We start from the raw sequence: 21,502 nt of genomic DNA on the forward strand, positions 1-21,502 counted from the left end.
TCCGGACCGTCGTGTACGAATCACGATCGAGCTTTGCATTGACCCCCCAGCGCGCCGATCCCACGGCGCCGCGGACGGTGCCGGTCACGGCGGTTTGCCTGCTGTCGCTGTCGATGCCGATCCCCAGGATGCGATCGGCCCGGCGCGCGGCGTCGTAGTTCGTTTCGGCCCCGGACAGCTGGTACAGGTCGTTCCGGTAATCCAGGCCGAGCTCGAACTGCGTTCCTCCCCGCTCGAAGGACAGCGAAGACTGGCCGAACGGCCGGGCGACGCCGTCCTCGTCGACGCCGAGGCCCAGCGTGTAGGTGCCGTTGGCCCCGGTGCTCGCACTCCGGACGACATTCACGATACGGCTTTGGCCTTGCGCTTCCTGGTTGACGCCGGCGCGCTCGATCAGCTCGATCCTCGTGACGCGATCCGCGGGGATACGGGCGAGGAGCGTGCGGATGTCGTCGGACTTGGTGGACGGCCTTACGCCGTCAATCAGCACATTGCCGGCATTGATGCCGAAGCCGCGTTGCGTGCCGACTTCGGCGATCGTGAATCCTGGGACGCGTTCGACCATCTGCAGGGCGTTCACCGGCGCGGAGGAGGCGAAGAAGTCCGGCGCATAGACCTGCGTCCCTGTGTCTGCTTCTGCGGCGTCCTCGGCCTGCGCGCGTGCTGGCGAGCTGATGGCAAGGGCAATCGAAAGTGCGAGTAGGTTGAGTGCGCGGTGGCGATCCGGTGACGCGGGCATGTCGACGTTCTCGTGCAGGGTTGGTGCATGCACGATGGTTTCCAAGCCTTTCGGGAGAATGCGCTCTCGATTGCGGGACCGTTGCGCGCGGGCCGCGTTGCCTTCTCGTTCAGTTGATCGTCTTCGGTATGGTGAGCACTGCTCGTGCGCCACCGCCAGGAGAACTCTCCAGCGCGAGCGAGCCGTGGTGCGCCCGGGCGATCGCCTGCACGATGGCAAGGCCGAGGCCCGTGCGTTTGCTGCGCTCGCGCGCGGCGGAGTCGCCGGTGACGAAGGGTTCCTTGAGCGTGTCGGGGTCGCGCACGGGCCAGCCGCGGCCGTCGTCGACGACGACGATCCGGCATCGGTCGCCGGCATCGTCCACGGTGACGGTCACCCGGGTGGCCGCGGCGTGCCGGATCGCGTTCTCGACGAGGTTCGCGATGGCCCGCTCCAGGCGGGCGGCATCGGCGTCGGCCATCACCGGGCCGTCGCCATGATGCGTCAGCGTCACCCCGTGGTCCGCCGCCATCGGCCCGAGGCAGTGGATCACGGCCTCCACCACGTCGTTGACCGACGTCGGGGCGCGCTCGAGCGAGAATCCCAAACCTTGGCTGTCGCACAGCATGCTCAGGTCGCTGGTCAGGCGTTCGATCTGCGAGACCTGGCCGAGCAGGCTGTCGAAGAAGGCCGGGTCGGCGACGAACACCCCGTCCTTCGCACCGCTCAGGCGGGCGCGGATCACCGCGAGCGGTGTCCGCAACTCGTGCGCGATGCCGTTCGAGCGCAGGCGAAGATCGCGATCCGCCGCGGCCAGCGATTCGGTCATGAGTGCGAAGTCGCCGATCAGCTCGCCCACTTCACGCGGGCCGGAGCGTGGCGGCAGGCGTTCGTTGTCCCGCGCGCCGTTGGCGACCGCCTTGGCCGCCATCGACAGACTGACGATGGGTGCGGCGATGCCGCCGGCCAGCTTGAAGGCCAGCGTTCCGCCGATGACCGCCGTCGCGATGATCGCGACGGTAAGGGCGACGTGGTAGTTGAAGTCCCATCGCGTGATGCCGTGCTGGCCCTGGAATTCGTGGACGATGCCGGAGCAGCTTCCGTGGACCTCGATGAGCCTGCGCAAGGTTTCTTGATCCTCGGCTGGCAAGGACGCCATGAAGAGGTAGTCACGCAGCTCGAACAACAGGCCGGGAACGAACGCGGCGATCAGGGCGGCGCCCACGCTGATGGCGATGGCGACAGAGGCGATCTGCAGCCGAAGCGAAATGTTCATTCGATGTCCATCCTGTAGCCTTCGCCACGTATCGCGACGATCCTCACCGTGCCCACGACCGCGATCTTGGCGCGCAGTCGGCTGATGTGGGCGTCGACGCCGCGGTCCGCCGCCACCTCGCTCAGTACGGCATCACCCAGTTCCGCCCGCGTGAACATCCGTCCAGGTCGACGCGCCATCGTCGTCAGCAGGCGGAACTCCGTCGGCGTGAGGCTGAGCAATTTTTCGTTCGCGAACGCACGCCGGCTGTCGATTTCGATGCGAAGGCCCCGATGCACGATGGGTGGGCTGGAGGCAAGCGGTTTGGCGCCCTCCTGGCGGCGCAGGACGGCCGCGGCACGTGCGACGACCTCGAGCGGATTGAAGGGCTTGACGATGTAGTCGTCCGCACCAAGCCGGAATCCCGCGATGCGGTCGATGTCGTCCCCCAAGGCGCTGATCAGAATGATCGGCGTCCCCGCGTCGCTTTCCCGCGCCGACACCAGCACGGAGAGGCCGTCTTTGTTCGGCATGCGGATGTCGAGGAGGATGAGGTCAGGCCGCCACCGGTGGGCTTCTTCGCTGGCGATCCGGCCATCGGGGGCGACCCTGACGATGGCGCCTTCCTTGGCCATGTAGGCGCGAAGAACATCCGCCAAATCCGGTTCGTCCTCGGCGATGAGAATCTTGCGGCCTTCGAGCGGGTTCTTCACGGACGTTCCAGACGACGTTGAGTGCAAGCTTTGTTCAGGGGAGGCGGCGGTAAACGCCATGGTCGTGGCGATGCTGTGGCTCGAGCCGATCAGCCTCTGAAAGCGTGGCAGGGCCGGGCGAGAAAACATTGATGCCCGACACAACCACGACGGATGATCCCAAGTTGAACGCGAGAATGGCGTTCACCGGGCACCACGGTCGCGCTTGGAGGATGCCGGCATAGGGTGCACCTGAGGCATCGGCCGTCTGCAGGGTGGGATTGGAGACAAGAGGGGGCGAGGCGGTTTGCACCGCGGCCGCAACGGTGAGCGGTTGTGCGCGGAGCGTCGCGGCCTTCGTTTGCTCTGAGCTGGCGTAGCGGGTCAGCTCGAGCGAGTGGTTGGGGCTCACTGCGGTAAGGCAGGAACGTTCATGGCTGCCTCTCCCTAAAGCGGGCGAATCGACTCCATGACCGCGTTCAGCGCCTCGATGGCCTCCTTGGTCGTGGCCTCGGCGTGGATGACATAGACCCAGTCAAAACTTGGGCGATCAATGATGGCTCTGGTTTCCAACGGCGCCAGGTCTGGACTTGAGGTCCGAAGGAAGAGTGCAGGCAACGGCCCTAACTCTCTTGCCTCGATTCGAGCATCCAGGAAACTCCCGGTCTTCTGCGAAAGCAAGAGTCCGGCAGCACTGTAGGATCGTCGAGAGTATGTCCAGACATTCAACTCGCCGAGGTTGTTGGGCAAGACGACTTTGACTTCGTCATAGGTTGGATGCTCAGTTCGGCTGGTCGTGCTGGCCGTTGGAGCAGTGAGCATGAGTTTCAACCGGGGCTGCTCAAATCGCATCTCGCTTGGCGCTGGCGCTGGCGCTGGCGCGGCAGCAGGCTGCGGTACCGCGTGCTGAGCAATTGCTTGTCCGCAGCTGACGGCCAAAGCCAGCAGCAGTGTGAGTGAGAGCGAGTTCAAGCCGGGGAGGCTCATGGCTGTTCCCGTGAGGCCCAACAGGCGAATGAGGATGCGCAGCAAGGTGGATCTCCTGATGAGGCCCAGTGTGAAGGGTGAGTGCAGGCCGCTACGTCTGGGCCGGAGTCGGGACGAGGGGCCGTGGAAGCCGTGCTGGGTGGAGCTTGCTTGCGAAGCGTCCCGTGAGGATTGAGGCGGTATTGCGATTCGATTGCGAGGCGCGCGGAGCGGACACGACGATGGCGTGCCAAGTCCCAAGCTCGGCGTGAGGGTAAACTTACGCCCCCGACCCGCGGCGTCTTCCCGGGTATCCCCAGAGAACGGCGTTGGCTCGCCTGACTTTTCGACAGAGGCGAAGAGGTCCACGATGGCTGGAGTTGGTTCTTCCGCGGCGCCGAGTCGCTTCGCGACGATCCCCGAGATCCTCGATGACCTCCGCGCCGGTCGCATGGTCGTCATCGTCGATGACGAGGACCGTGAGAACGAGGGCGACCTGATCATGGCGGCCGAGCTGGTGCGGCCGCAGGACATCAACTTCATGGTCACCCACGCGCGCGGTCTGGTCTGCCTGAGCCTGACCCGCGAGCGCTGCCAGCAGCTGGCGCTGCCGCCGATGGTGGTCGACAACAACTCGCCCTACCGCACCAACTTCACCGTCTCAATCGAGGCGGCCGAGGGCGTGACCACCGGCATTTCCGCCTACGACCGCGCCCACACCATCCGCACCGCCGTGAAGCCCGACGCGCGCGCCGCCCACTTGCGTCAGCCCGGCCACATCTTTCCGCTCACCGCCCAGCCCGGCGGCGTGCTGACCCGCACCGGCCACACCGAAGCGGCGTCCGACCTGCCGCGGCTGGCGGGCCTGGAGCCGGCCGGCGTGCTGGTCGAGATCCTCAACCCCGATGGCGACATGGCGCGGCGGCCGGATCTGGAAATCTTCGCCCGCACCCACGGCCTGAAGATCGGCTCGATCGAGGACCTGGTCGCCTATCGGCTGGCCAATGAGCACACCGTCGAGCGCATCGACAGCCGGCCGATCGAGACCCGCGCCGGCGCCTTCACCCTGCACACCTACCGCGATCGGGTGACCCACGACCTGCACTTCGCCCTGGTCCGCGGCGAGATTCGGGCCGAGGTGCCGACGCTCGTGCGCGTGCACGTGAAGAACCCGCTGGCCGATGTGCTGCAGTGGAAGCGCCCGGATTTCGGCGTGGCCGCGGTGGACGCGCTTGAGGCCATCAATCGTGCCGGCACCGGCGTACTGGTGGTGCTGACCGAACCGCAGTCCGCCGACGCCCTGCTCGCGCGCATCACCGGCGAAGCGAATACGCAGATGGGCGATGCCGGCCCCGCGGGCGCACGCGCTGGCGAGTGGCGCCGCAACGGCGCCGGCTCGCAGATCCTCGCCGACCTCGGCGCCGGCAAACTGCGCGTGCTCGGCACGCCGCGGCGGCAGGTGGGCTTGGGTGGGTTTGGGTTGGAGGTGGTGGAGTACGTTCGGGTTGGGGATTAGGGATTCGGGAGTGGGGATTCAGCGCCCGCGGTGCTGGGGTGTGAAGGCGATCATCCGTGGCCGTCGCCACCCCGGGCTCCGCAGCGGCGCTTGTTGCGTCCCCAGTCCCCAACCCCGGCCCTCCCAAGCCAGCTGCTAAACTCCCGTCCCCTCAACAGAAATACTGTCCATGGCCCATTACGAAGGCGACCTGCGGGTGGCTTCTGGCGCGCGCTTTGCGGTGATCGCCAGCCGCTGGAATCCGCGCATCACCGATGCCCTGGTCGAAGGCGCCAAGCGCAGCCTGATCGGCAACGGTGTGGCGGCGGGCTGCATCGACGTGGTGCGTGTGCCGGGCGCCTGGGAGCTTCCGCTGGCGGTGCGTGAGCTGGCGCTGGGCGGGCGACATGTGGCGCTGATCGCGCTGGGCTGCGTGATCCGCGGTGACACCCGTCATTTCGAGCACGTCTCCGACATCTGCGCTCAAGGTCTGGCGCGGGTCGCGCTGGATTCCGGCCTGCCGGTGGCGAACGGCGTGCTGGCGGTCGAGCGGCTGAAAGATGCCGAGAACCGCGCCGATGGCAGCCACGGCAACAAAGGTGAGGAGGCCGCTTTGGCCGCCTTGGAAATGGCCAGCCTGATGACCGCCCTGCGCGGCCTTGACGATTAGACAACACGGCGCGGCGACGAACCGCGCCAGGAGCAGCGACTGATGAAGCACCCACGCACCGACGGCATCGACCCCAGCGCACGTTCGCGCGCACGCCGCCGCGCCCTGCAGGCGGTCTACGCCTGGCAGGTGTCCGGCTCCAGCATGCAGAAGGTGCTCGAAGAGTTCCGCGACGAGCAGGACATGGACATCGCCGATCTCGCCTATTTCGAAGACCTGCTGCGCGGGCTCGACGCCCATCTGGCGCAGGTGGACGAAGCCTTGGCGCCGCATCTGGACCGCCCGCTGGATCTCGTGGACCCGATCGAGCGCGGCGTGCTGCGTCTCGCGGTGTACGAGCTGCTGCATCGGCTGGACGTGCCCTATCGGGTGGTGATCAACGAGGCGATCGAGATCGCCAAGCGCTTCGGCTCCGAGCACGGCCACACCTACATCAATGGCGTGCTCGACCGCGGTGCGCAGGATTGGCGCAGCGCTGAAGCCCACGGCAGCAGTCGGCGCGGCTGAGCCGGCCGCGACCGTGGCCGCCGGTGAGTTCGACCTGATCGAACGCATCCGCGCCCGCTGCGGCGCGCGGGCCGATGTGCTGCTGGGCATCGGCGATGACGCCGCCCTGCTGCAGCCCCCCGGCGCGGGCGAAGCGCTCTGCGTCTGCGTCGACACGCTGAATATCGACGTGCATTTCCCGGCCGCCACGCCGGCCTTCGACATCGGCTGGAAAGCGCTTGCGGTGAACTTGAGCGACCTTGCCGCGATGGGCGCGCGCCCGCGCTGGGCCACCCTCAGCCTGAGCCTACCGGGCGCCGACGCCGGCTTCGTCGACCGTCTGCTCGACGGCTTTTTCGCCCTCGCCGAACTGCATGACCTGGCCCTGGTGGGCGGCGACACCACGCGCGGGCCGCTGAGTGTGTCGGTGCAGCTGATCGGCGTGGTGGATCCGCAGCGCGCGCTGCGTCGAGCCGCTGCGCGCGCCGGCGATGCACTGTACGTCAGTGGAACGATTGGTGATGCTGCCGCCGGACTGGGCCTGCTGCAGTCGCGATTGCAGTCCGGCGATGCCGGCGCCTGCCGCGCGCTGATCGAACGCCTGGATCGCCCACAGCCGCGCCTCGACATCGGCCTCGCCCTGGCGGGCATCGCCGGCGCCGCTATCGATATCAGCGATGGTTTGCTCGCCGACCTCGGCCATGTGCTCACCGCCAGCGGCGTCGGCGCCTGTATCGAGATCGAGGCGCTGCCCACCTCGAGCGCGCTGCTTCGCGTTCTGCCGCAGCCCGCACAGCGCTGGCCGCTGCAGTTGGCCGGTGGCGATGACTACGAGCTGCTGCTGTGCGGCGACACGCAGCGGATCGAAGCGACCGACGCGTTCTGTCGCGGCGCGTTGACCCGCATCGGCCGCATCGAGGCCATCGCCGGCCTGCGCTTCGAGCGCGCGGGCCAGCCCTTTCCGCTCGATCTGGCCGCCCGCGGTTTTGATCATTTCGCGAACCATTGAACCGATGCGACGCAACCGTCCCCCGCTGCGCCTGTTGAAGCATCCCGCCGGCTGGATCGCCAGTGGCGCCGGCTCCGGCTTCGCCCCGTTCGCGCCCGGCACCGCCGGCAGCGCGCTGGCCTTACTGCCCTGGCTGTGGCTGCGCGAGTTGCCACCACCGGCCTATCTCGGTGTGTGCATCGCGTTCTTCGCGATATCGGTGTGGGCCGCGAACTGGGTGATCCGCGAGATCGGCACCGAAGATCCCGGCGTGGTGGTCGCCGACGAATGGGTCGGCCAGTGGCTGTGCCTGTTCCTGGCGCCAGCGGGCTGGATCTGGATGCTGATCGGCTTTGTGCTGTTCCGCCTGTTCGATGTGTGGAAGCCGTGGCCGGTGCGCTGGGCGGATCGTGAGCTGCACGGCGGTTTCGGCGCGATGTTCGACGACGCGCTGGCCGGTGTGTACGGCTTTCTCGCATTGCAGGGCCTGGCATGGTTGGCCGCGCGCCAAGGCTGGCTTTCATGAGCGCGCCAGCTGATGGCCTGTTGCGCGGCGATGATGGGCAGCTGCGCTGCGCCTGGCAGCAGAACCTGCCCGACTACGCCCACTACCACGACCACGAATGGGGCCGCCCGGTCACCGACGATGTGCGGCTGTTCGAGAAGCTGTGCCTGGAGGGTTTTCAGGCGGGGCTGTCGTGGCTGACGATCCTGCGCAAGCGCGAGCACTTCCGCGCCGCGTTTGCCGGGTTTGATCCGATCCGCGTCGCCGCCTTCGGCGCTGACGACATCGCGCGCCTGCTTGCCGATGCTGGCATCGTCCGCCACCGCGGCAAGATCGAAGCCACCATCAACAATGCCGCTCGCGTGCTGGAAGTGCAGGCCGAGTGCGGTCGCTTCGCCGACTACATCTGGGGCTTTGTTCCGCCGCCTGACGAACGCCCGCAGCAGTTCGACTGGGGAACCTTGCGCCAGCTCGGTCAAACCCCGACCTCACGCAGCCTCTCGAAAGACCTGCTGCGCCGCGGCTTCAAGTTCGTCGGCCCGACGACCTGTTACGCCTTCATGCAGGCGATGGGCTTGGTCAACGACCACGTCGAAGGCTGCGCGCAGCGGGCGGTGGCGGAGACGCTGCCGCGGCCTGTCAACGCGTAGCGCGGATACGCTGCAGGCCGTGACAGCGGCCCGGCCTTGCCTGCCTGTGTAGACCCTAGGGGCCGGGTGGCACGTGGCAACGCTGAAGTACTCAGCCTTGCCTTCGACAATGGCGCGCAACAGAGGGCAGGGCCGACGCGGCGCCTATGGCGGGGCGCCTGCACTAGCAGCCCGTCGGACTTTGGTTGGCCGGGCTGCAAATCCGCCTGCGCGGTCCATTTTTCCGCCGATTCTTGGCCAATAGAGCCCACTATTGGCCTGCAAATCGTCGAAAAACTGTCCTCTCGCAGTCGACTATCGCCTCGACCCCCAAAGCCCGACAGGCTGCTAGCCGCCCCGACTCTCGACGCGGACGATGGGTCAGCGCGAAACAAGCCCCCAGCGGCGCAGCCGCGCACGCGCGCGCAACCAGCGCCACCACCAGCCGCGCCGAAGGTAGGCTTGCAGAACAGCCGCTCCGGCATCCGGCAACAGGCGTGAGAATGCAGTTCGAATCTCAGCGTCAAGCTCGGGTGCGCTCGACCGCAGAGGCGCGGCAAGGCGCAGGCTTGTCAGCATTGTTCTCAGGCAGAAATGATCAAGCGCAAAGCTCGCCGCCGGACTCGAAACATGCTGCAGCTCTTGGGCCCCGCTTCGCAGAGTGCAGGCGTTGTGCAGTAGATCCTTGAGCTTGGCTGCATCGGAGCTGGCCAGAATGCTGCCCTCGCGCTGCCGGTAGCCGACCCAGGTCTCGGGGACGTAGCGATAGCTGCCCACCTGGGCGACCAGCGCTGCGATGACGGCGATGTCTTCATAGTAGCGGCCTTCCGGAAATGGCGCTCCCTGCCAGGCCACGCGCCGCGCGATCTTGCTCCAGCTGTGAAGTTGACCGACCTTCAGAAGCCCCGCGAGAAGCTCGGGCCCGACCGCTCGCGTCTGGTGCGGTGTTCCGGCGAACGTGCCGCGGTGCAGCTCACCGCGCAGTCGATGCTTGGTGCGCGTTCGCTCGCGAACAACCCGAAAGTCGCAGAGCACGAGATCCGGGGAGCCCTGTTCGATCGAGTGGCGCAGGCTTTGGATCGACCCGGGCAGCAAGACATCATCGGAGTCGAGAAACCACACGTACTCGCCGCGCGCTTCCGCCAGCAGCGAGTTGCGTGCCGCGGAAAGCCCTCGATTCTTCGGATGGACGAGCACTCGCGCCTGGGGCAAGTCCTGGATCAACCGCCTGGCAAGGGCGCCGGAACCATCGGGAGAGGCATCATCGAGCAGCACAACCTCGATGCCTTGAGCGGCCTGCGCTCGAATCGATTCAAGACAAGCGCCCAACCATGGTTCGACCTTGTAGACGGGAATAAGGAGGCTGAGCCACGGAGTGTTCATTGAGGACTTCTGACGGATCATCCCCTGATTCTATGAAATTTCCGTAGACGGTCGAACGCCGCCTGCGTGCACACGCAGCGCTCGGCGTCGCGGTCGAGATTGATGAACAGGATCGGGCAAGCAAGCATCGGCGCGTGCGGTGGGCAGTAGGGGATGGTGGCATGGCTCACGCCATGTCTCTACGCGGACACGGCGCTATCGGAGGTTTCCGATTCAGCGCGAGCAGGCTACTCGGGACACTCATGTCGCGCAGATCTTGACCGCCCCAGGCAGCGAGTACTGAAGGCGGAATCGCGGGGGTGGATATCCCATCCGCGACTCCGGCTCAATCCCAGATCCCGGTGTTGATCAACGCACCGCCCGAAGCTTCTCCAGCTGTGTCGCCGCGTGATCGCGCCACTGGCTCTTCTCTGCCTCAGGGATCTGTGTGTCGGTGTCGGACAGCGCCAGCGCGCGCTCGTAGCTGGCGATCGCGTTCACGGTGTCGCCCAGTCGCATGTAGGCCTCGCCGAGGCTGTCGTGCGCGTTTGCCGAATCGGGGAACACGGTGGCGATCAGGCGCATCACCTCGATGGCCTTGGTCGGGTCGCGCGCGAGCAAGCGATAGCCGAGGCTGTTGGCCTGGCTCGCCTCGTCGGCGGCGGCATCGGGCGCGGCCTGGATGCGTTCGCGCCATGCGGCGGCGGCCTCGTCGAAGCGTCCGGCCTCCAGCTTAAACAGCGGGTGGCGCTCGGCATCCGCTGCGCGCGTCACCGTGCTCGTTGGCGTGCCGGCTCGAGTCACCTCGAACGAACCGGGCGCGGTGACCCGCAGCTCGCTGCCGTTCTCTCTGTGAATCAGACGGTCGGCGGCGATCGGCACCAGCTCGGCTGCCGGCTCGAACGGCAGCTGCGCAAGGATCTTGCCGTCCTGCACCGTTACGGCCGTATCGATCGCGCCAAACCGGTACTGGCCGGGCAGCGATTCGAGTACGGCCGCATCGAGCGCGACCCGCGCATGCACCGGCTCGGCGCCCGGCCAGCCGTACTCGGCAAACACCGCGCGTTCGATCTCGGAGAAGATCCGGAAGCCATTGTTCGAGTTCGCCATGATGACGATGCCGCGGCCGCCGTCCATGCTGACCACCGCGTTGGCCTGGAAGCCCTCATCGGCGCCAGCATGGCCGAAGAACTCCGCGCCGTGGCGCCGGAACAGGAACACGCCGAGGCCGATGCCTGCACCGTCGTCCGCCTCGCTGGTGTTGATCACCTGGGAGGTCATCTGGATGGCGATCTCCTGCATGGCCGGCGACGACTGGCCGGCGCGTGCGCGCGCGATTTCGATGAAGAACCGCGCGAGATCTGACGGCGTTGTCCACAGGCCGGCCGCGGCCATCTCGGGATAGCGATGGCGCTTGCCTTCGATCGCCTTGCCGTCACCGTCGTAGCCCACCGCGGCTTGGCTGAGACGTTCGGGCGACAGGGTCTGCTCGAAGCTGCTGTGGCGCATGCCGAGCGGCTCCAGCACCAGCTTGGCGAGCACCTCCGGATACGCCTGCCCGGTGCGATCGGTCAGCGCGAGCTGGGTGATCGTGGTGCCACCGCCCGAATAGCGGAAGCGTGTGCCGGGCGCGAGGTCGACGCGCACCGCCGCCGTGTTGGCGGGCGGTTCGCCGTTGAGAATCTGCTGCACGCTCGGGAGCGCGACGCCTTCGGCATAGCCCGGAAATCCGTGCACGGTGGTGCCGGCGGTGTGGCTGAGCAGCTTGCGCAGGGTCACCGGCGTGGCGCGGGTCAGCGCGTTCTCGGGCAGCTTCCAGCTTTGCAGCAATTCGTTCACCGGCTGATCAAGCGCGAGCTTGCCGTCGGCCGCGGCCAGCATCACCCCGAGCGCGTTGACCGACTTGCTGATCGAGCCAGCGAGGAACAGCGTTTCGTCGGTGGCACGGCTGCCGGCGTCGCCATCCGCCATGCCGTAGGCCTTCGCCCACTGCAGCTCGTAGTTGTCGAACACCGCGATGCTGAGCGCCGGGATGCGGTGCTCGCGCATCCGCTCTTCGATCGTCCAGTTCGGCGCCTCGCCCGCGACGACGACAGACGGCAGCAGGCCGCGCTCGATGGCTTCGATGCGCTTGGCCGCTTCGGCCGACACGGTTGCATCGACTCGCGGCGGCGCCGCTTGCGCACTCACTGGCTCAGGCGCGGTGCTGCTCGTGCAGCTGGTCAGCAGGAATGCAGCGGCGCAGAGCGCGTGGGTCTTGCCCGTCAGGAAGTTCAATGTGGATGTCTCGGCGAAAACGGGCTCGCAGTATAGGTGCGAGTTTTTGCCGCCGCGGAACGCCCTTGTCGGTCGCTGGACGGCATGCGCGATGGAATGCGAAATCGCCAGCGTGCCGAGCGGCGGCGCTTGCCGAGCGGGGATACGGCGAAGCCGCACGCGCCCCGTGCCCTGGATCCTGTTGCCTTGTCCGGCGGGGTGTCCGTGGCTGGGATCACTGCCGGATGGTCAAAGGCCTGCTGCCGCCCTCCGCCGCGCGGGCAGGTCGTAAGCCTGTCCAGACGCGCCTTGGCGCCGGCGCGCGGCGGGTTCTGCTCGGTGCGCCACCCGAGCGGCCCGTTCCCGGCCATCCGCGGGAGTTTCGGGTCGATCACGCCCGAAGAGTGACTGCAATCACTGTGTGACCAATTGTGAGGCGCTAACCTGCGCCGCGATTGATATCGCTGTCAATTGACGTCGGTGCACAAGGACTCGTGTTCAGACATCGCTGCCGGCGGGCACTGTGGGGGGCCCGCCTGAGGTTGAAACACGCTGAGCGCTGGGGCGGAACTGAAGTCAATCGGCTTCCGGAAATCGCACGTTGCCCTGCGCCAGCGCCGTCGATCCTCGCGCCCCGCGTGCCGTTGCATGCCCGTTGAAACGGGCCGGGCTCTGCCCCGGCGCGTTTTGCCAACTTCTGCTTCTACCAGGGTGAGTCCATGAGTGCATTTAGTTTGGGCCTGCGCGCCCTCGGCCTGCTGTCGCTGTGCTTCAGTGCCGCGGCGGTCGGTCAGGGGGTGAAAATCACGCCCGCCTCGATCTACGGCAGCACCAATCTGCAGCCGGCCGGCAACGCCATCGACAACAACCCGACAACCCGTTGGGAGTCGAACTACGGGGTCTCGCCCAGCAGCCTCACGCTTGACCTCGGCCGTCAGCAGGCGCTGACTCGGATCGTCATCGACTGGGAAGCGGCAAACGCATCGGACTACACCGTGCTGGGCTCGAACGACAACAGCTCCTGGACCCAGATGGCGGCGCGCAATGGGGGCGCCTTCGGCACCCGTACGGACACCCTGGCGCTGAGCGGCAGCTACCGCTATGTGCGCATCAACGCCATCCAGCGCAGCGCCGGCAACAGCTGGGGGTATTCGATCTTCGAGGCCAGCGTCTACGGCCCGGCGCCCGCCTCCGGCGGCAACTGCAGCACGGGCTGCGTGACTGCGCTGAACTCCAGCACGATGCGCGCCACCGTCACCCAGGGCAGCAGCGTCGATATCCACTACCGCGTCAACAACGGTGCACAGCAGAACGTGCGCATGAACAACAGCGGAGGCCAGTGGACGTTCGACATCGGCAGTCTGGCAGCCAGCACGCCGGTCGCGATCAGCCACACCATCATCACCAATGGCGTCGGCCAGACCACGCCCTGGCAGACCTACACCTTGGCCGGGCTGGGCGGCAGTTCCTCCAGCAGCAGCTCATCCAGCAGTAGTTCGTCGAGCAGCTCATCGAGCAGTAGCTCATCGATCAGTTCATCGAGCAGCAGTTCGTCGAGCAGCAATTCGTCGAGCAGCTCGTCGAGCAGCAGCTCCACAGGGACGGTGACCCTGTTCCGTGAAGCCGAGGCCTATACCAGCATGGCCGGCGTCGACCTAGAGAACTGCACCGACTCCACAGGCTGTCGCAGTGTCGGCTGGATCGATACCGGCGACTGGATGGCCTACGCGGACATCGTCGTTCCGACCGCCGGTCGCTACCAGGTGGAGTACCGGGTCGCCAGCCTGAGCGGTGGACGTCTGTCGCTCGATCTGAACGCCGGCAGCATCCGCTTGGGCGAGGTCGCGATTCCCGCCACCGGCGGCTGGCAGAGTTGGACCACGATCGCGCACACCGTTGATATCAACGCGGGCACCTACAGCCTGGGCGTGTTCGCGGCGCAGGGCGGCTGGAACTTCAACTGGTTCCGGATCACGCGCGTCGGCTCCAGCAGCTCGTCGTCAAGCTCGTCCAGCAGCTCCAGCAGCTCCAGCAGTTCTGCAGGGGCCGCGGTGGTCCCGCTCTACAGCACCGCCACCGTGCTTGAGCCGGCGGGTCGCGTTCAGCAGGGCAATCGGCTGATCACCCGCATCGCCGACCGCGCGCGCGATCGCCATGCCAAGGAGAACCAGTTCCAGGCCTACGACCATTTCCTCAGCTTCTACTGGGAGCACCGTACCGCCTCGATCGAGATCATCGAAGACCAGTTCGCCGACGGCACCGCCTCGATCCGCATGAATGTGCGCACCCAGTGGCGTTTGAACGACACCGAGGCCGAGAACCGCTGGTTCTACCGCGGCATCGGCACCGTGGCGGAGTACTGCGACAACGGCACGATGGTGGTGGTCGACACCTTCAACTACTACAAGCAGCGCACCTTCAACTGCCGCACCGGTCAGCCGATCCGCCGTGGCGACAAGCTGGAGTTCGAGCTGAGCCAGTTCCTTGACCCCAACGTGCCGCGCGGCCGTGCGCCGTACTACGGCACCACCTATCTCTACATCGTCGGCGAAGGCATCGTGCCCTGGGACATCCTGCCCGGCAGCTTCAATACGCCGATGTTCGGCGGCGGCACCAAGGACTCGGTGAAGATCCCCGAGAAAGCCTGGCTGGGCGGTCGCACCACCCTGCCTTACATGCACTCCGGCGAGCCGGACAACCATTTCCTGCAGATGGCCACGAACCTGAACTATCACAACGGCCAGCCCTTCGTGCTGGGCCGGCGTGTGCATCACAGCTCGTTCGTCAGCGGCCTGCACGATGAGCACCCGGAGAACGGCGTGTTCAATGATGTCGCGGGCCGCGCCGGGCCGCGCTACGCCAATGAGCGCTGCACGGACTGCCATGTGCGCAATGGCCGTGCCGCGCCGGAAGCGCCGGGCGTGCCGCTCAGCAAGTGGGTGTTCAAGGTCGGCGACAGCCAGGGCAACCCGCATCCGACGCTCGGCCGCGTGCTGCAGCCCCGCGGGGCCAATGGCGTGGCCGGCGAAGGCAACGTGTCGATCGCCAATTGGACCGAATCCAACGGCCTGCGCTCGCCGAACTACCAGTTCAGCGCCGGCACGCCGCCGCGCTTCTCGGGCCGCATCGCGCCGCAGCTGGTCGGCATCGGCCTGCTTGAGGCCATTCCAGAGTCCACCGTGCTGGCGATGGAAGACCCGAACGATGCCAATGGCGACGGCATCTCCGGTCGCGCCAACCGCGTGCGCGATCCGGCGACAGGACAACTCCGCCTGGGCCGTTTGGGCTGGAAGGCCGGCACCACCAGCGTTCGCCACCAGGTCGCCAGCGCCCTGAACACCGACATGGGCGTGACCACCTCGATGCTGCCGAACCCCGACTGTGGCTCGGCGCAGAGCGGCTGCGGCCCGAGCGGCGTCGAACTGGCGGATACCCACCTCGACAATCTGGTGAAGTACATCGCCCTGCTCGGCGTGCGCCCGCAGCGCGACATCAACAACCCGGCCGTGCAGCGTGGCGAAACCACCTTCGCCAACATCGGCTGTGCGGGTTGTCATCGCCCGACCCTGCAGACCAGCCCGCACCATCCGCTGTCCGAACTGCGCGACCAGACCATTCACCCGTATACCGATCTGCTGCTGCACGACATGGGCCCCGGTCTTGCCGACAACCTCGGTGAAGGTGAAGCCTCGGGTTCGGAGTGGCGCACCACGCCGTTGTGGGGCCTGGGTCTGTCGGCCTGCGTCACCGGCGGCACCACCAATGCGCCGCAGGGCAGCCAGGTCTGCACGCCGGTGCACAGCTACCTCCACGACGGCCGCGCCCGCTCGATCGAGGAAGCCATCCTCTGGCACGGCGGCGAAGGCGAGGCCTCCAAGAACGCTTACCGCGCGCTGGGTGCCAGCCAGAAGCAGGACGTCCTTCGTTTCCTGGAAGGCCTGTAGCGGCGGATCGAGCAAGGTCCAACCCGGACCTTGCTCGATGGTTTCACGCGGCTCCTCACGGAGCTGCTCCCATCGGGGTTCAACCAACACATGGTGTCCAACATGAAGAAATCCGTATTCAAGCGCCTGTTGATCGTGCTCGTGGGCGGGCTGTTCGCCGCCTCCGCAGCCCAGGCTGACGTTCCCGCCATCTCGACCCAGGGCAACAAGGTTCTGTTCGGCGGGCAGCCGGGCAGCATCGCCGGGCCCAGCCTGTTCTGGAGCAATGACAACTGGGGCGGCGATCGCTACTACACCGCCGGTGCGGTGGCCACCGTCAAGCGCGACTGGAACGCCAAGCTGATCCGCGCGGCCATGGGTGTGGAGGACGGCGGTGGCTATCTGCAGAGCCCCACCGCGAACGTCGCACGTGTACGTCGGGTGGTGGAAGAAGCCATCGCCAATGACATGTACGTGATCATCGACTGGCACAGCCACAACGCCGAACAGCACACACAGGCGGCTGTGCAGTTCTTCCGTCAGATGGCGCAAGAGTACGGCCGCTACAACCACGTGATCTACGAGATCTACAACGAGCCGCTTCAGGTCAACTGGAGCGGCACCATCAAGCCCTACGCCGAGACCGTCATCGCCGCTATCCGCGCGGTCGACCCGGACAACCTGATCATCGTCGGCACGCCGCGCTGGTCACAGGATGTCGATGCCGCCGCGAACGACCCGATCCGCAACCAGCGCAACATCGCCTACACCCTGCACTTCTACGCTGGCACGCATAGGGGGGAACTGCGCAGCAAGGCGCAGTACGCGCTGGACCGCGGCATCCCGCTGTTCGTCACCGAGTGGGGCACGGTCAACGCCAACGGCGACGGCGGCGTCGATGCCGGCGAAACCCAGGCATGGATGAACTTCCTGCGCACCAACCAGATCAGCCACGCCAACTGGGCGCTCAACGACAAGAACGAAGGCGCCTCCGCGCTGCGCTCCGGCGCCAACCCGAACGGTGGCTGGGGCGCGGGTGACTACACCGCCTCGGGCACCCTCGTGCGTGGCATCGTCCGCGACTGGCCGGCGATCGGCACCACCCCGGGTCCCAACCCGACGCCCTGCACCACCCGCGCGGTGCCGGGCACGATCCAGGCCGAAGACTTCTGCAACATGAGCGGCATCCAGACCGAACCCACCACCGATGCAGGTGGCGGCCGCAACATCGGTTGGACCGATGCCGGCGACTGGATGACCTATCGCCTGAATGTGCCTGCGGCCGGACGCTACCGCGTCACCTATCGCGTGGCCTCGCAGGCGAACACCGGCCGCCTGCGGCTGGAGCGCGCCGGCGGCTCGCCGGTGTTCGGTGATGTCACCGTGCCGAACACGGGCGGCTGGCAGCGCTGGGTGGATGTCTCGCACGAAGTCAGCCTCAGCGCGGGCGAGCAGGACATCGCGATCTCCGCACAGGGCGGCGGCTGGAACCTCAACTGGTTCCGTATCGAGAGCACCACTCCGACGCCGCCTCCGACCAACACCGTGATAGCCACGATCCAGGCCGAGGACTTCAGCTACATGAGCGGCGTGCAGACCGGCGGCACCTCCGACGCCGGTGGTGGCCTCGTGGTTGGCTACATCGATGCCGGCGACTGGATGTCCTACTACAACACCCCGGTCAGCATCCCGGTCAGCGGCACCTACGAGATCAGCTATCGCGTCGCAAGCGGTGGCACCGGCGGCAGTTTGAAGCTTGAAGAAGCCGGTGGCGCGCCGGTCTACGGCAGCATCAGCTTCCCCGCCACCGGCGGCTGGGACACCTGGACCACCGTCAGCCATCGCGTCGAGCTGCCGGCGGGCACCCGTCGCCTGGCCATTGCGGCGACCTCAAGTGGCTGGAACATCAACTGGTTCCGGATCACCCGAGTGAACTGATACCTGCCTGAACATGCCCTGCGAACTGCAGGGGCGACAGCGCGAGCCCGGACGATGTCCGGGCTCGCGTGCTTTCGGCGAATCGATTTTCGGGTGGGAGCAACGCGACCGACGGGGCTGATGCAAGCATTACCTCGCCGGGCGCAGGCCGAGCGTTACCGCCCAATCCCATCCCTGCAGCTCGATGAGTGCGTCCCAGAGCCACAGCACACCGCTGGCGGCATCCTGCAGGCTCGCGCCCTCCGGTAACGAGCGAGTGCCGCCGAGGATCTCCAGGCCAAGCTCGAACGACCCGCTCGGGTCGTCCAACTCCAAGCCCAGCCGAACGAAGGCATCGCGCACGTGCGGCGGTGGGTCCGGAAAGTCCTGGTCGCCCGTGTTCGACATCAGCAGGTAGTGCAGATGCGTAGCCTGGACAAGTTCAGGCACTGGCCCGGGTGCAGCACGCAGCCGCGCCGGCGCAGCTTTCAGGCCGGCGAGATCGATCACGCGCCGCTCAAGTGAAGCCAGGTGGGATTCCGCGCGTGACTCTTCCGCGAGCGCCCGCCAGGCCGATGCATCGATGGCGCCCTCGACCTGACGCAGGTGTCTGGCCGCATAGGCCGCCATCGCGTCGATGTCGTCCATCAGCGGGCTCATCACGAAGTCGTCGGCGAAGCCGAAGTACCACCAGCGCCCGTCCAGCTGGATCGATTCAATGCCAGCGACATTTGCCGGCAGCAGATCGAACAGCGAGGGCACGCCCGTCGAAGCCCCGCGAACCCGATAGCGATTCCAGGCCGCCCGCAGCAGCACGAAGAACACGAAAAGGATGAAGGCCGCAAGCAGGGGAGTGCTCATGAGAGACGCGCGTCTGGGACGGGCGCGCGAGGCTACATCACTGCCGCTGGCGCGGTCGATGCGCGAGCGTGGCGTCGGCCGCGGCCAGCATCACCCCGAGCGCATTGACCGACTTGCTGATCGCGCCCGCGAGGAACAGCGTTGCGCCCGTGGCACGGCTGCCGGCTTCGCCATCCGCCATCCCGTAGGCCTTCGCCCACTGCAGCTCGTAGTTGTCGAACACCGCGATGCTGAGCGCCGGGATGCGGTACTCGCGCATGCGCTCTTCGATCGTCCGATTCGGCGCCTCGCCCGCAACGATGACCGGCGGCAGCAGGCCGCGCTCGATCGCCTCGATGCGTTCCGTCACATCGCTCCGCACCGAAGGCACGTCCGCGCTTGCGGGTTCAGGCGGCGGGCTGCTCGTGCAGCTGGTCAGCGGGAGTGCAGCGGCGCAGAGCGCAAAGGTCTTGCCCGACAGAGAGTTCAAGGTTGAGGTCTCGATGTAAGCGGGTCCGCAGTACAGGTATGGGCTTTTGCATCTGCCGGACGCCGGTGACGGTTGCCGCGCAGCGTGCGGGATCGTCCAGCAGCCGATGCTCGCGCAGGCGTCGATAGAATGTAGTCGGCACCAACTGTCTTCGCGCGAACAGTCACCTATCGATCAGCCGCCGGTACGGCACCCCCTCGGCCATCCACCCCTGCAATACTTCGCTGCGCCCGCCGGCCCGTCTCTTGTTGGCTTTGACACCTCTCAGGGTGCACGAGCCCGAGAACGTACTCCACCAAGGCCGCAAGAACTCAATGGCTTGAGCGGGAAAATTGTCGGGAATCCTCAGCACCAGGAGTCTGGCTGCGATGAACCGTCCACGGATCTTTATCTCCGCTTGCAGCGACGAGCTGCGCTCGGCCCGTCTGAAGGTCGCCGCTGTCGTCCGGACGCTGGGCTTTGATCCGGTGACTCAGGATGATTTCCCCACCGGCCACGGTGAACTGCTGGCTTGGCTACGTGAGCAGGTTCTTGCTTGCGACGGGCTGCTACAGCTGGTCGGGCATGGCTACGGGGCAGAGCCGCCAAAGGTTGATCCGGATTTCGGACGGGTTTCCTACACCCAGTTCGAGTTTCTCTTTGCAGGTTTGCGCGGCAAGCGCACTTGGGTGGTGATCGCCGGTGACGGATGCCAGCGCGACAAAGCGCCCGACCTGCTGGACCTGCCGCGTGACACCCGACATCCGGATCCTGTTGCGTGGCAGACCGAGCGACGCCAGCTGCAGGAGGCCTACCGCGACCGGCTCAAGGCCGAGAATCACCTGCGCCACACGGCAGACAGTGACGCGGAGCTCGAACTGATCGTGCGCAAGTTGAACGACGAGCTCGCCGAACTGCGCAAACGAGAAGAGCGTCACCAGCGCCGTACGCGCGGGATGTTGGCCACGGTGCTTGTCGCGCTCATGCTGATGGCCGGAGGCATCGGGTGGGGCTGGCAGCAGCTACGCCATGAAGTACAAGAGGCAGGCCAAGTGGATGTCGCCAGGATCCACGCTCACCTGCTCGCAGCTTCAGAAGCTGCTCTTGAGCTTGACTTGTCTGAAGCCGAGCAGGTCAGCGGCTGGGAACAACGCCAGAATCTGCGCGAGGTCGCCGAGGCCGCCCACCTCGCCCGACAGACCCGCATTGAAAGCCTCGCCGCCGAAATCGCAGAGATCGAAGGCCGCGGGGATGCCAGCACCGTCATGCGCGAGATGACCCGCATCCTGCGCGAAGAAAACGTAGACGCGGCACTGGCTTACCTGGCCCGCGAGCGCGCATCCGTACTTGGCCGCGTTCAGGCGCGCATGGCCGCCGCCCGCGAGCGCAACCGCGCCGAGCTGGAACCCGTGCTGACCGCCGCAGGTCTGGAGGCCGCCCGTGGCGGCAACGACGCTGCCCGCACCACCTACGAGGAGGTGCTGGCGCTTGACCCCGATTGGCCGCGCGCGCTCAGCGCCTATGCATGGTTTCTTTTTGACCGTTCGATTCAGCAAGAGCAGCACGGCAAGCTGGCTGTCGCGCTTGCTGATGCCAGCCGCATGTTGGAAGTGGCCGGCCGACTTCCAGATGCCCGAGCGGGCGTCGGCGATGAGGCGAGGGTTCAGTCGGCGGCCCTGACTAAAATGGCCGATGTGCTGGTGCTGCGCGGCCAGGCGGGGGACGCCGAGCAGGCCTTGGGGTACTACCAGCGCAGTCTTGAAATCGATGAACGCTTGGCGGCTGCCAACCCGGACAGTGCCCAGGCGGCGCGCGACGTTTCGGCGAGCGTGATGCGACTGGGCGACTTTCTGTCCCGCCGCGGCCAGGCGGGGGACGCCGAGCAGGCCTTGGGGCATTACCAGCGCAGTGTTGAAATCGCGGAACGCTTGGCGGCTGCCAACCCGGACAGTGCCCAGGCGGCGCGCGACGTGTCGGTGAGCCTGGAGCGATTGGGCGACTTTCTGTCCAGCCGCGGCCAGGCTGGGGACGCCGAGCAGGCCTTGGGGTATTACCAGCGCAGTCTTGAGGTCCGCGAACGCTTGGCGGCTGCCAATCCGGACAGTGCCCAGGCGGCGCGCGACGTGTCGGTGAGCCTGGAGCGATTGGGCGACTTTCTGTCCCGCCGCGGCCAGGCGGGGGACGCCGAGCAGGCCTTGGGGCATTACCAGCGCAGTCTTGAAATCGATGAACGCTTGGCGGCTGCCAACCCGGACAGTGCCCAGGCGGCGCGCGACGTTTCGGCGAGCGTGATGCGACTGGGCGACTTTCTGTCCCGCCGCGGCCAGGCGG

General features: G+C 66.7%; 19 protein-coding genes. 9 read left to right on the forward strand and 10 right to left on the reverse strand.

The window, feature by feature from the left end; genetic code table 11:
• From ACIQ7H_RS18870 to ACIQ7H_RS18890, 5 genes are all read right to left on the reverse strand, one after another.
• On the reverse strand, window positions 1–784 hold a 784-nt coding region (locus tag ACIQ7H_RS18870; protein ID WP_395794415.1), incomplete at its 3' end, for a hypothetical protein.
• Between the two features lie 64 nt (window positions 785–848).
• Entirely contained in the window at window positions 849–1,994 is a 1,146-nt protein-coding gene (locus ACIQ7H_RS18875) for a sensor histidine kinase (protein WP_395794417.1), read from the reverse strand.
• Entirely contained in the window at window positions 1,991–2,686 is a 696-nt protein-coding gene (locus tag ACIQ7H_RS18880; protein ID WP_395794419.1) for a response regulator transcription factor, read from the reverse strand. The genes ACIQ7H_RS18875 and ACIQ7H_RS18880 overlap by 4 nt, the downstream gene beginning before the upstream one ends.
• A gap of 34 nt (window positions 2,687–2,720) precedes the next feature.
• Window positions 2,721–3,077 (reverse strand): hypothetical protein, encoded by a 357-nt coding sequence (locus tag ACIQ7H_RS18885; RefSeq protein WP_395794421.1) that lies wholly within the window; start codon window positions 3,075–3,077, stop codon window positions 2,721–2,723.
• Window positions 3,078–3,112: 35 nt separating this feature from the next.
• Window positions 3,113–3,697 carry a hypothetical protein gene (locus tag ACIQ7H_RS18890; RefSeq protein ID WP_395794423.1) on the reverse strand — a complete coding sequence of 195 codons (585 nt, stop codon included), beginning with the start codon at window positions 3,695–3,697 and terminating at the stop codon, window positions 3,113–3,115.
• Between the two features lie 385 nt (window positions 3,698–4,082).
• Between ACIQ7H_RS18890 and ribB the strand changes: the two genes are divergently transcribed.
• The 6 genes from ribB to ACIQ7H_RS18920 all read left to right on the forward strand — a co-directional run bounded on the left by ribB (window position 4,083) and on the right by ACIQ7H_RS18920 (window position 8,425).
• On the forward strand, window positions 4,083–5,147 hold the full coding sequence (gene ribB / locus ACIQ7H_RS18895) for a 3,4-dihydroxy-2-butanone-4-phosphate synthase (RefSeq protein ID WP_395794449.1): 1,065 nt from the start codon (window positions 4,083–4,085) through the stop codon (window positions 5,145–5,147).
• Window positions 5,148–5,316: 169 nt separating this feature from the next.
• A complete protein-coding gene (gene ribH, locus ACIQ7H_RS18900) occupies window positions 5,317–5,796 on the forward strand; it encodes a 6,7-dimethyl-8-ribityllumazine synthase (RefSeq protein ID WP_395794425.1) in 480 nt (159 codons plus the stop codon).
• A 42-nt stretch (window positions 5,797–5,838) separates the two neighbouring features.
• Window positions 5,839–6,303: a transcription antitermination factor NusB gene (gene nusB / locus ACIQ7H_RS18905; RefSeq protein WP_395794427.1), complete on the forward strand. Its 465-nt coding sequence runs from the start codon at window positions 5,839–5,841 to the stop codon at window positions 6,301–6,303.
• Window positions 6,304–6,316: 13 nt separating this feature from the next.
• A complete protein-coding gene (gene thiL / locus ACIQ7H_RS18910) occupies window positions 6,317–7,291 on the forward strand; it encodes a thiamine-phosphate kinase (protein ID WP_395794451.1) in 975 nt (324 codons plus the stop codon).
• Window positions 7,292–7,295: 4 nt separating this feature from the next.
• Window positions 7,296–7,796 (forward strand): phosphatidylglycerophosphatase A, encoded by a 501-nt coding sequence (locus ACIQ7H_RS18915; protein ID WP_395794429.1) that lies wholly within the window; start codon window positions 7,296–7,298, stop codon window positions 7,794–7,796.
• Window positions 7,793–8,425 (forward strand): DNA-3-methyladenine glycosylase I, encoded by a 633-nt coding sequence (locus tag ACIQ7H_RS18920; protein ID WP_395794431.1) that lies wholly within the window; start codon window positions 7,793–7,795, stop codon window positions 8,423–8,425. Before ACIQ7H_RS18915 ends, ACIQ7H_RS18920 begins: the two co-directional genes overlap by 4 nt.
• A gap of 360 nt (window positions 8,426–8,785) precedes the next feature.
• Here ACIQ7H_RS18920 and ACIQ7H_RS18925 read toward each other — a convergent pair whose 3' ends face one another.
• The 3 genes from ACIQ7H_RS18925 to ACIQ7H_RS18935 all read right to left on the reverse strand — a co-directional run bounded on the left by ACIQ7H_RS18925 (window position 8,786) and on the right by ACIQ7H_RS18935 (window position 12,043).
• The gene (locus ACIQ7H_RS18925; protein ID WP_395794433.1) at window positions 8,786–9,787 is read right to left on the reverse strand and encodes a glycosyltransferase family 2 protein; all 1,002 of its coding nucleotides are present in this window, start codon (window positions 9,785–9,787) and stop codon (window positions 8,786–8,788) included.
• Between the two features lie 17 nt (window positions 9,788–9,804).
• The gene (locus ACIQ7H_RS18930) at window positions 9,805–9,957 is read right to left on the reverse strand and encodes a hypothetical protein (protein WP_395794435.1); all 153 of its coding nucleotides are present in this window, start codon (window positions 9,955–9,957) and stop codon (window positions 9,805–9,807) included.
• A 178-nt stretch (window positions 9,958–10,135) separates the two neighbouring features.
• Window positions 10,136–12,043 carry a serine hydrolase gene (locus ACIQ7H_RS18935; RefSeq protein ID WP_395794437.1) on the reverse strand — a complete coding sequence of 636 codons (1,908 nt, stop codon included), beginning with the start codon at window positions 12,041–12,043 and terminating at the stop codon, window positions 10,136–10,138.
• A 698-nt stretch (window positions 12,044–12,741) separates the two neighbouring features.
• Here ACIQ7H_RS18935 and ACIQ7H_RS18940 point away from each other — a divergent pair.
• Window positions 12,742–15,966 (forward strand): di-heme oxidoredictase family protein, encoded by a 3,225-nt coding sequence (locus ACIQ7H_RS18940; protein ID WP_395794439.1) that lies wholly within the window; start codon window positions 12,742–12,744, stop codon window positions 15,964–15,966.
• A gap of 102 nt (window positions 15,967–16,068) precedes the next feature.
• Window positions 16,069–17,883, forward strand: coding sequence for a carbohydrate-binding protein (locus ACIQ7H_RS18945; protein ID WP_395794441.1), 1,815 nt, complete (start codon window positions 16,069–16,071; stop codon window positions 17,881–17,883).
• Window positions 17,884–18,012: 129 nt separating this feature from the next.
• Here ACIQ7H_RS18945 and ACIQ7H_RS18950 read toward each other — a convergent pair whose 3' ends face one another.
• A complete protein-coding gene (locus ACIQ7H_RS18950; protein WP_395794443.1) occupies window positions 18,013–18,723 on the reverse strand; it encodes a hypothetical protein in 711 nt (236 codons plus the stop codon).
• 37 nt (window positions 18,724–18,760) lie between these two features.
• On the reverse strand, window positions 18,761–19,192 hold the full coding sequence (locus ACIQ7H_RS18955) for a serine hydrolase (RefSeq protein ID WP_395794445.1): 432 nt from the start codon (window positions 19,190–19,192) through the stop codon (window positions 18,761–18,763).
• Between the two features lie 368 nt (window positions 19,193–19,560).
• Here ACIQ7H_RS18955 and ACIQ7H_RS18960 point away from each other — a divergent pair.
• The coding region (locus ACIQ7H_RS18960; RefSeq protein ID WP_395794447.1) for a DUF4062 domain-containing protein at window positions 19,561–21,502 on the forward strand (1,942 nt) is incomplete at its 3' end.

Source organism: Aquimonas sp., from assembly GCF_044377145.1.
In the GTDB taxonomy this organism is placed as follows: domain Bacteria; phylum Pseudomonadota; class Gammaproteobacteria; order Xanthomonadales; family Xanthomonadaceae; genus Aquimonas.

Excerpts from the sequence above, each read along its gene's own strand:
- ACIQ7H_RS18875 (WP_395794417.1), bottom strand. The coding sequence starts at position 1,994 with ATGAACATTTCGCTTCGGCTGCAGATCGCCTCTGTCGCCATCGCCATC.
- ribB (WP_395794449.1), top strand. The coding sequence starts at position 4,083 with ATGGTCGTCATCGTCGATGACGAGGACCGTGAGAACGAGGGCGACCTG.
- ribH (WP_395794425.1), top strand. The coding sequence starts at position 5,317 with ATGGCCCATTACGAAGGCGACCTGCGGGTGGCTTCTGGCGCGCGCTTT.
- nusB (WP_395794427.1), top strand. The coding sequence starts at position 5,839 with ATGAAGCACCCACGCACCGACGGCATCGACCCCAGCGCACGTTCGCGC.
- ACIQ7H_RS18915 (WP_395794429.1), top strand. The coding sequence starts at position 7,296 with ATGCGACGCAACCGTCCCCCGCTGCGCCTGTTGAAGCATCCCGCCGGC.
- ACIQ7H_RS18920 (WP_395794431.1), top strand. The coding sequence starts at position 7,793 with ATGAGCGCGCCAGCTGATGGCCTGTTGCGCGGCGATGATGGGCAGCTG.
- ACIQ7H_RS18925 (WP_395794433.1), bottom strand. The coding sequence starts at position 9,787 with ATGAACACTCCGTGGCTCAGCCTCCTTATTCCCGTCTACAAGGTCGAA.
- ACIQ7H_RS18940 (WP_395794439.1), top strand. The coding sequence starts at position 12,742 with ATGAGTGCATTTAGTTTGGGCCTGCGCGCCCTCGGCCTGCTGTCGCTG.
- ACIQ7H_RS18945 (WP_395794441.1), top strand. The coding sequence starts at position 16,069 with ATGAAGAAATCCGTATTCAAGCGCCTGTTGATCGTGCTCGTGGGCGGG.
- ACIQ7H_RS18950 (WP_395794443.1), bottom strand. The coding sequence starts at position 18,723 with ATGAGCACTCCCCTGCTTGCGGCCTTCATCCTTTTCGTGTTCTTCGTG.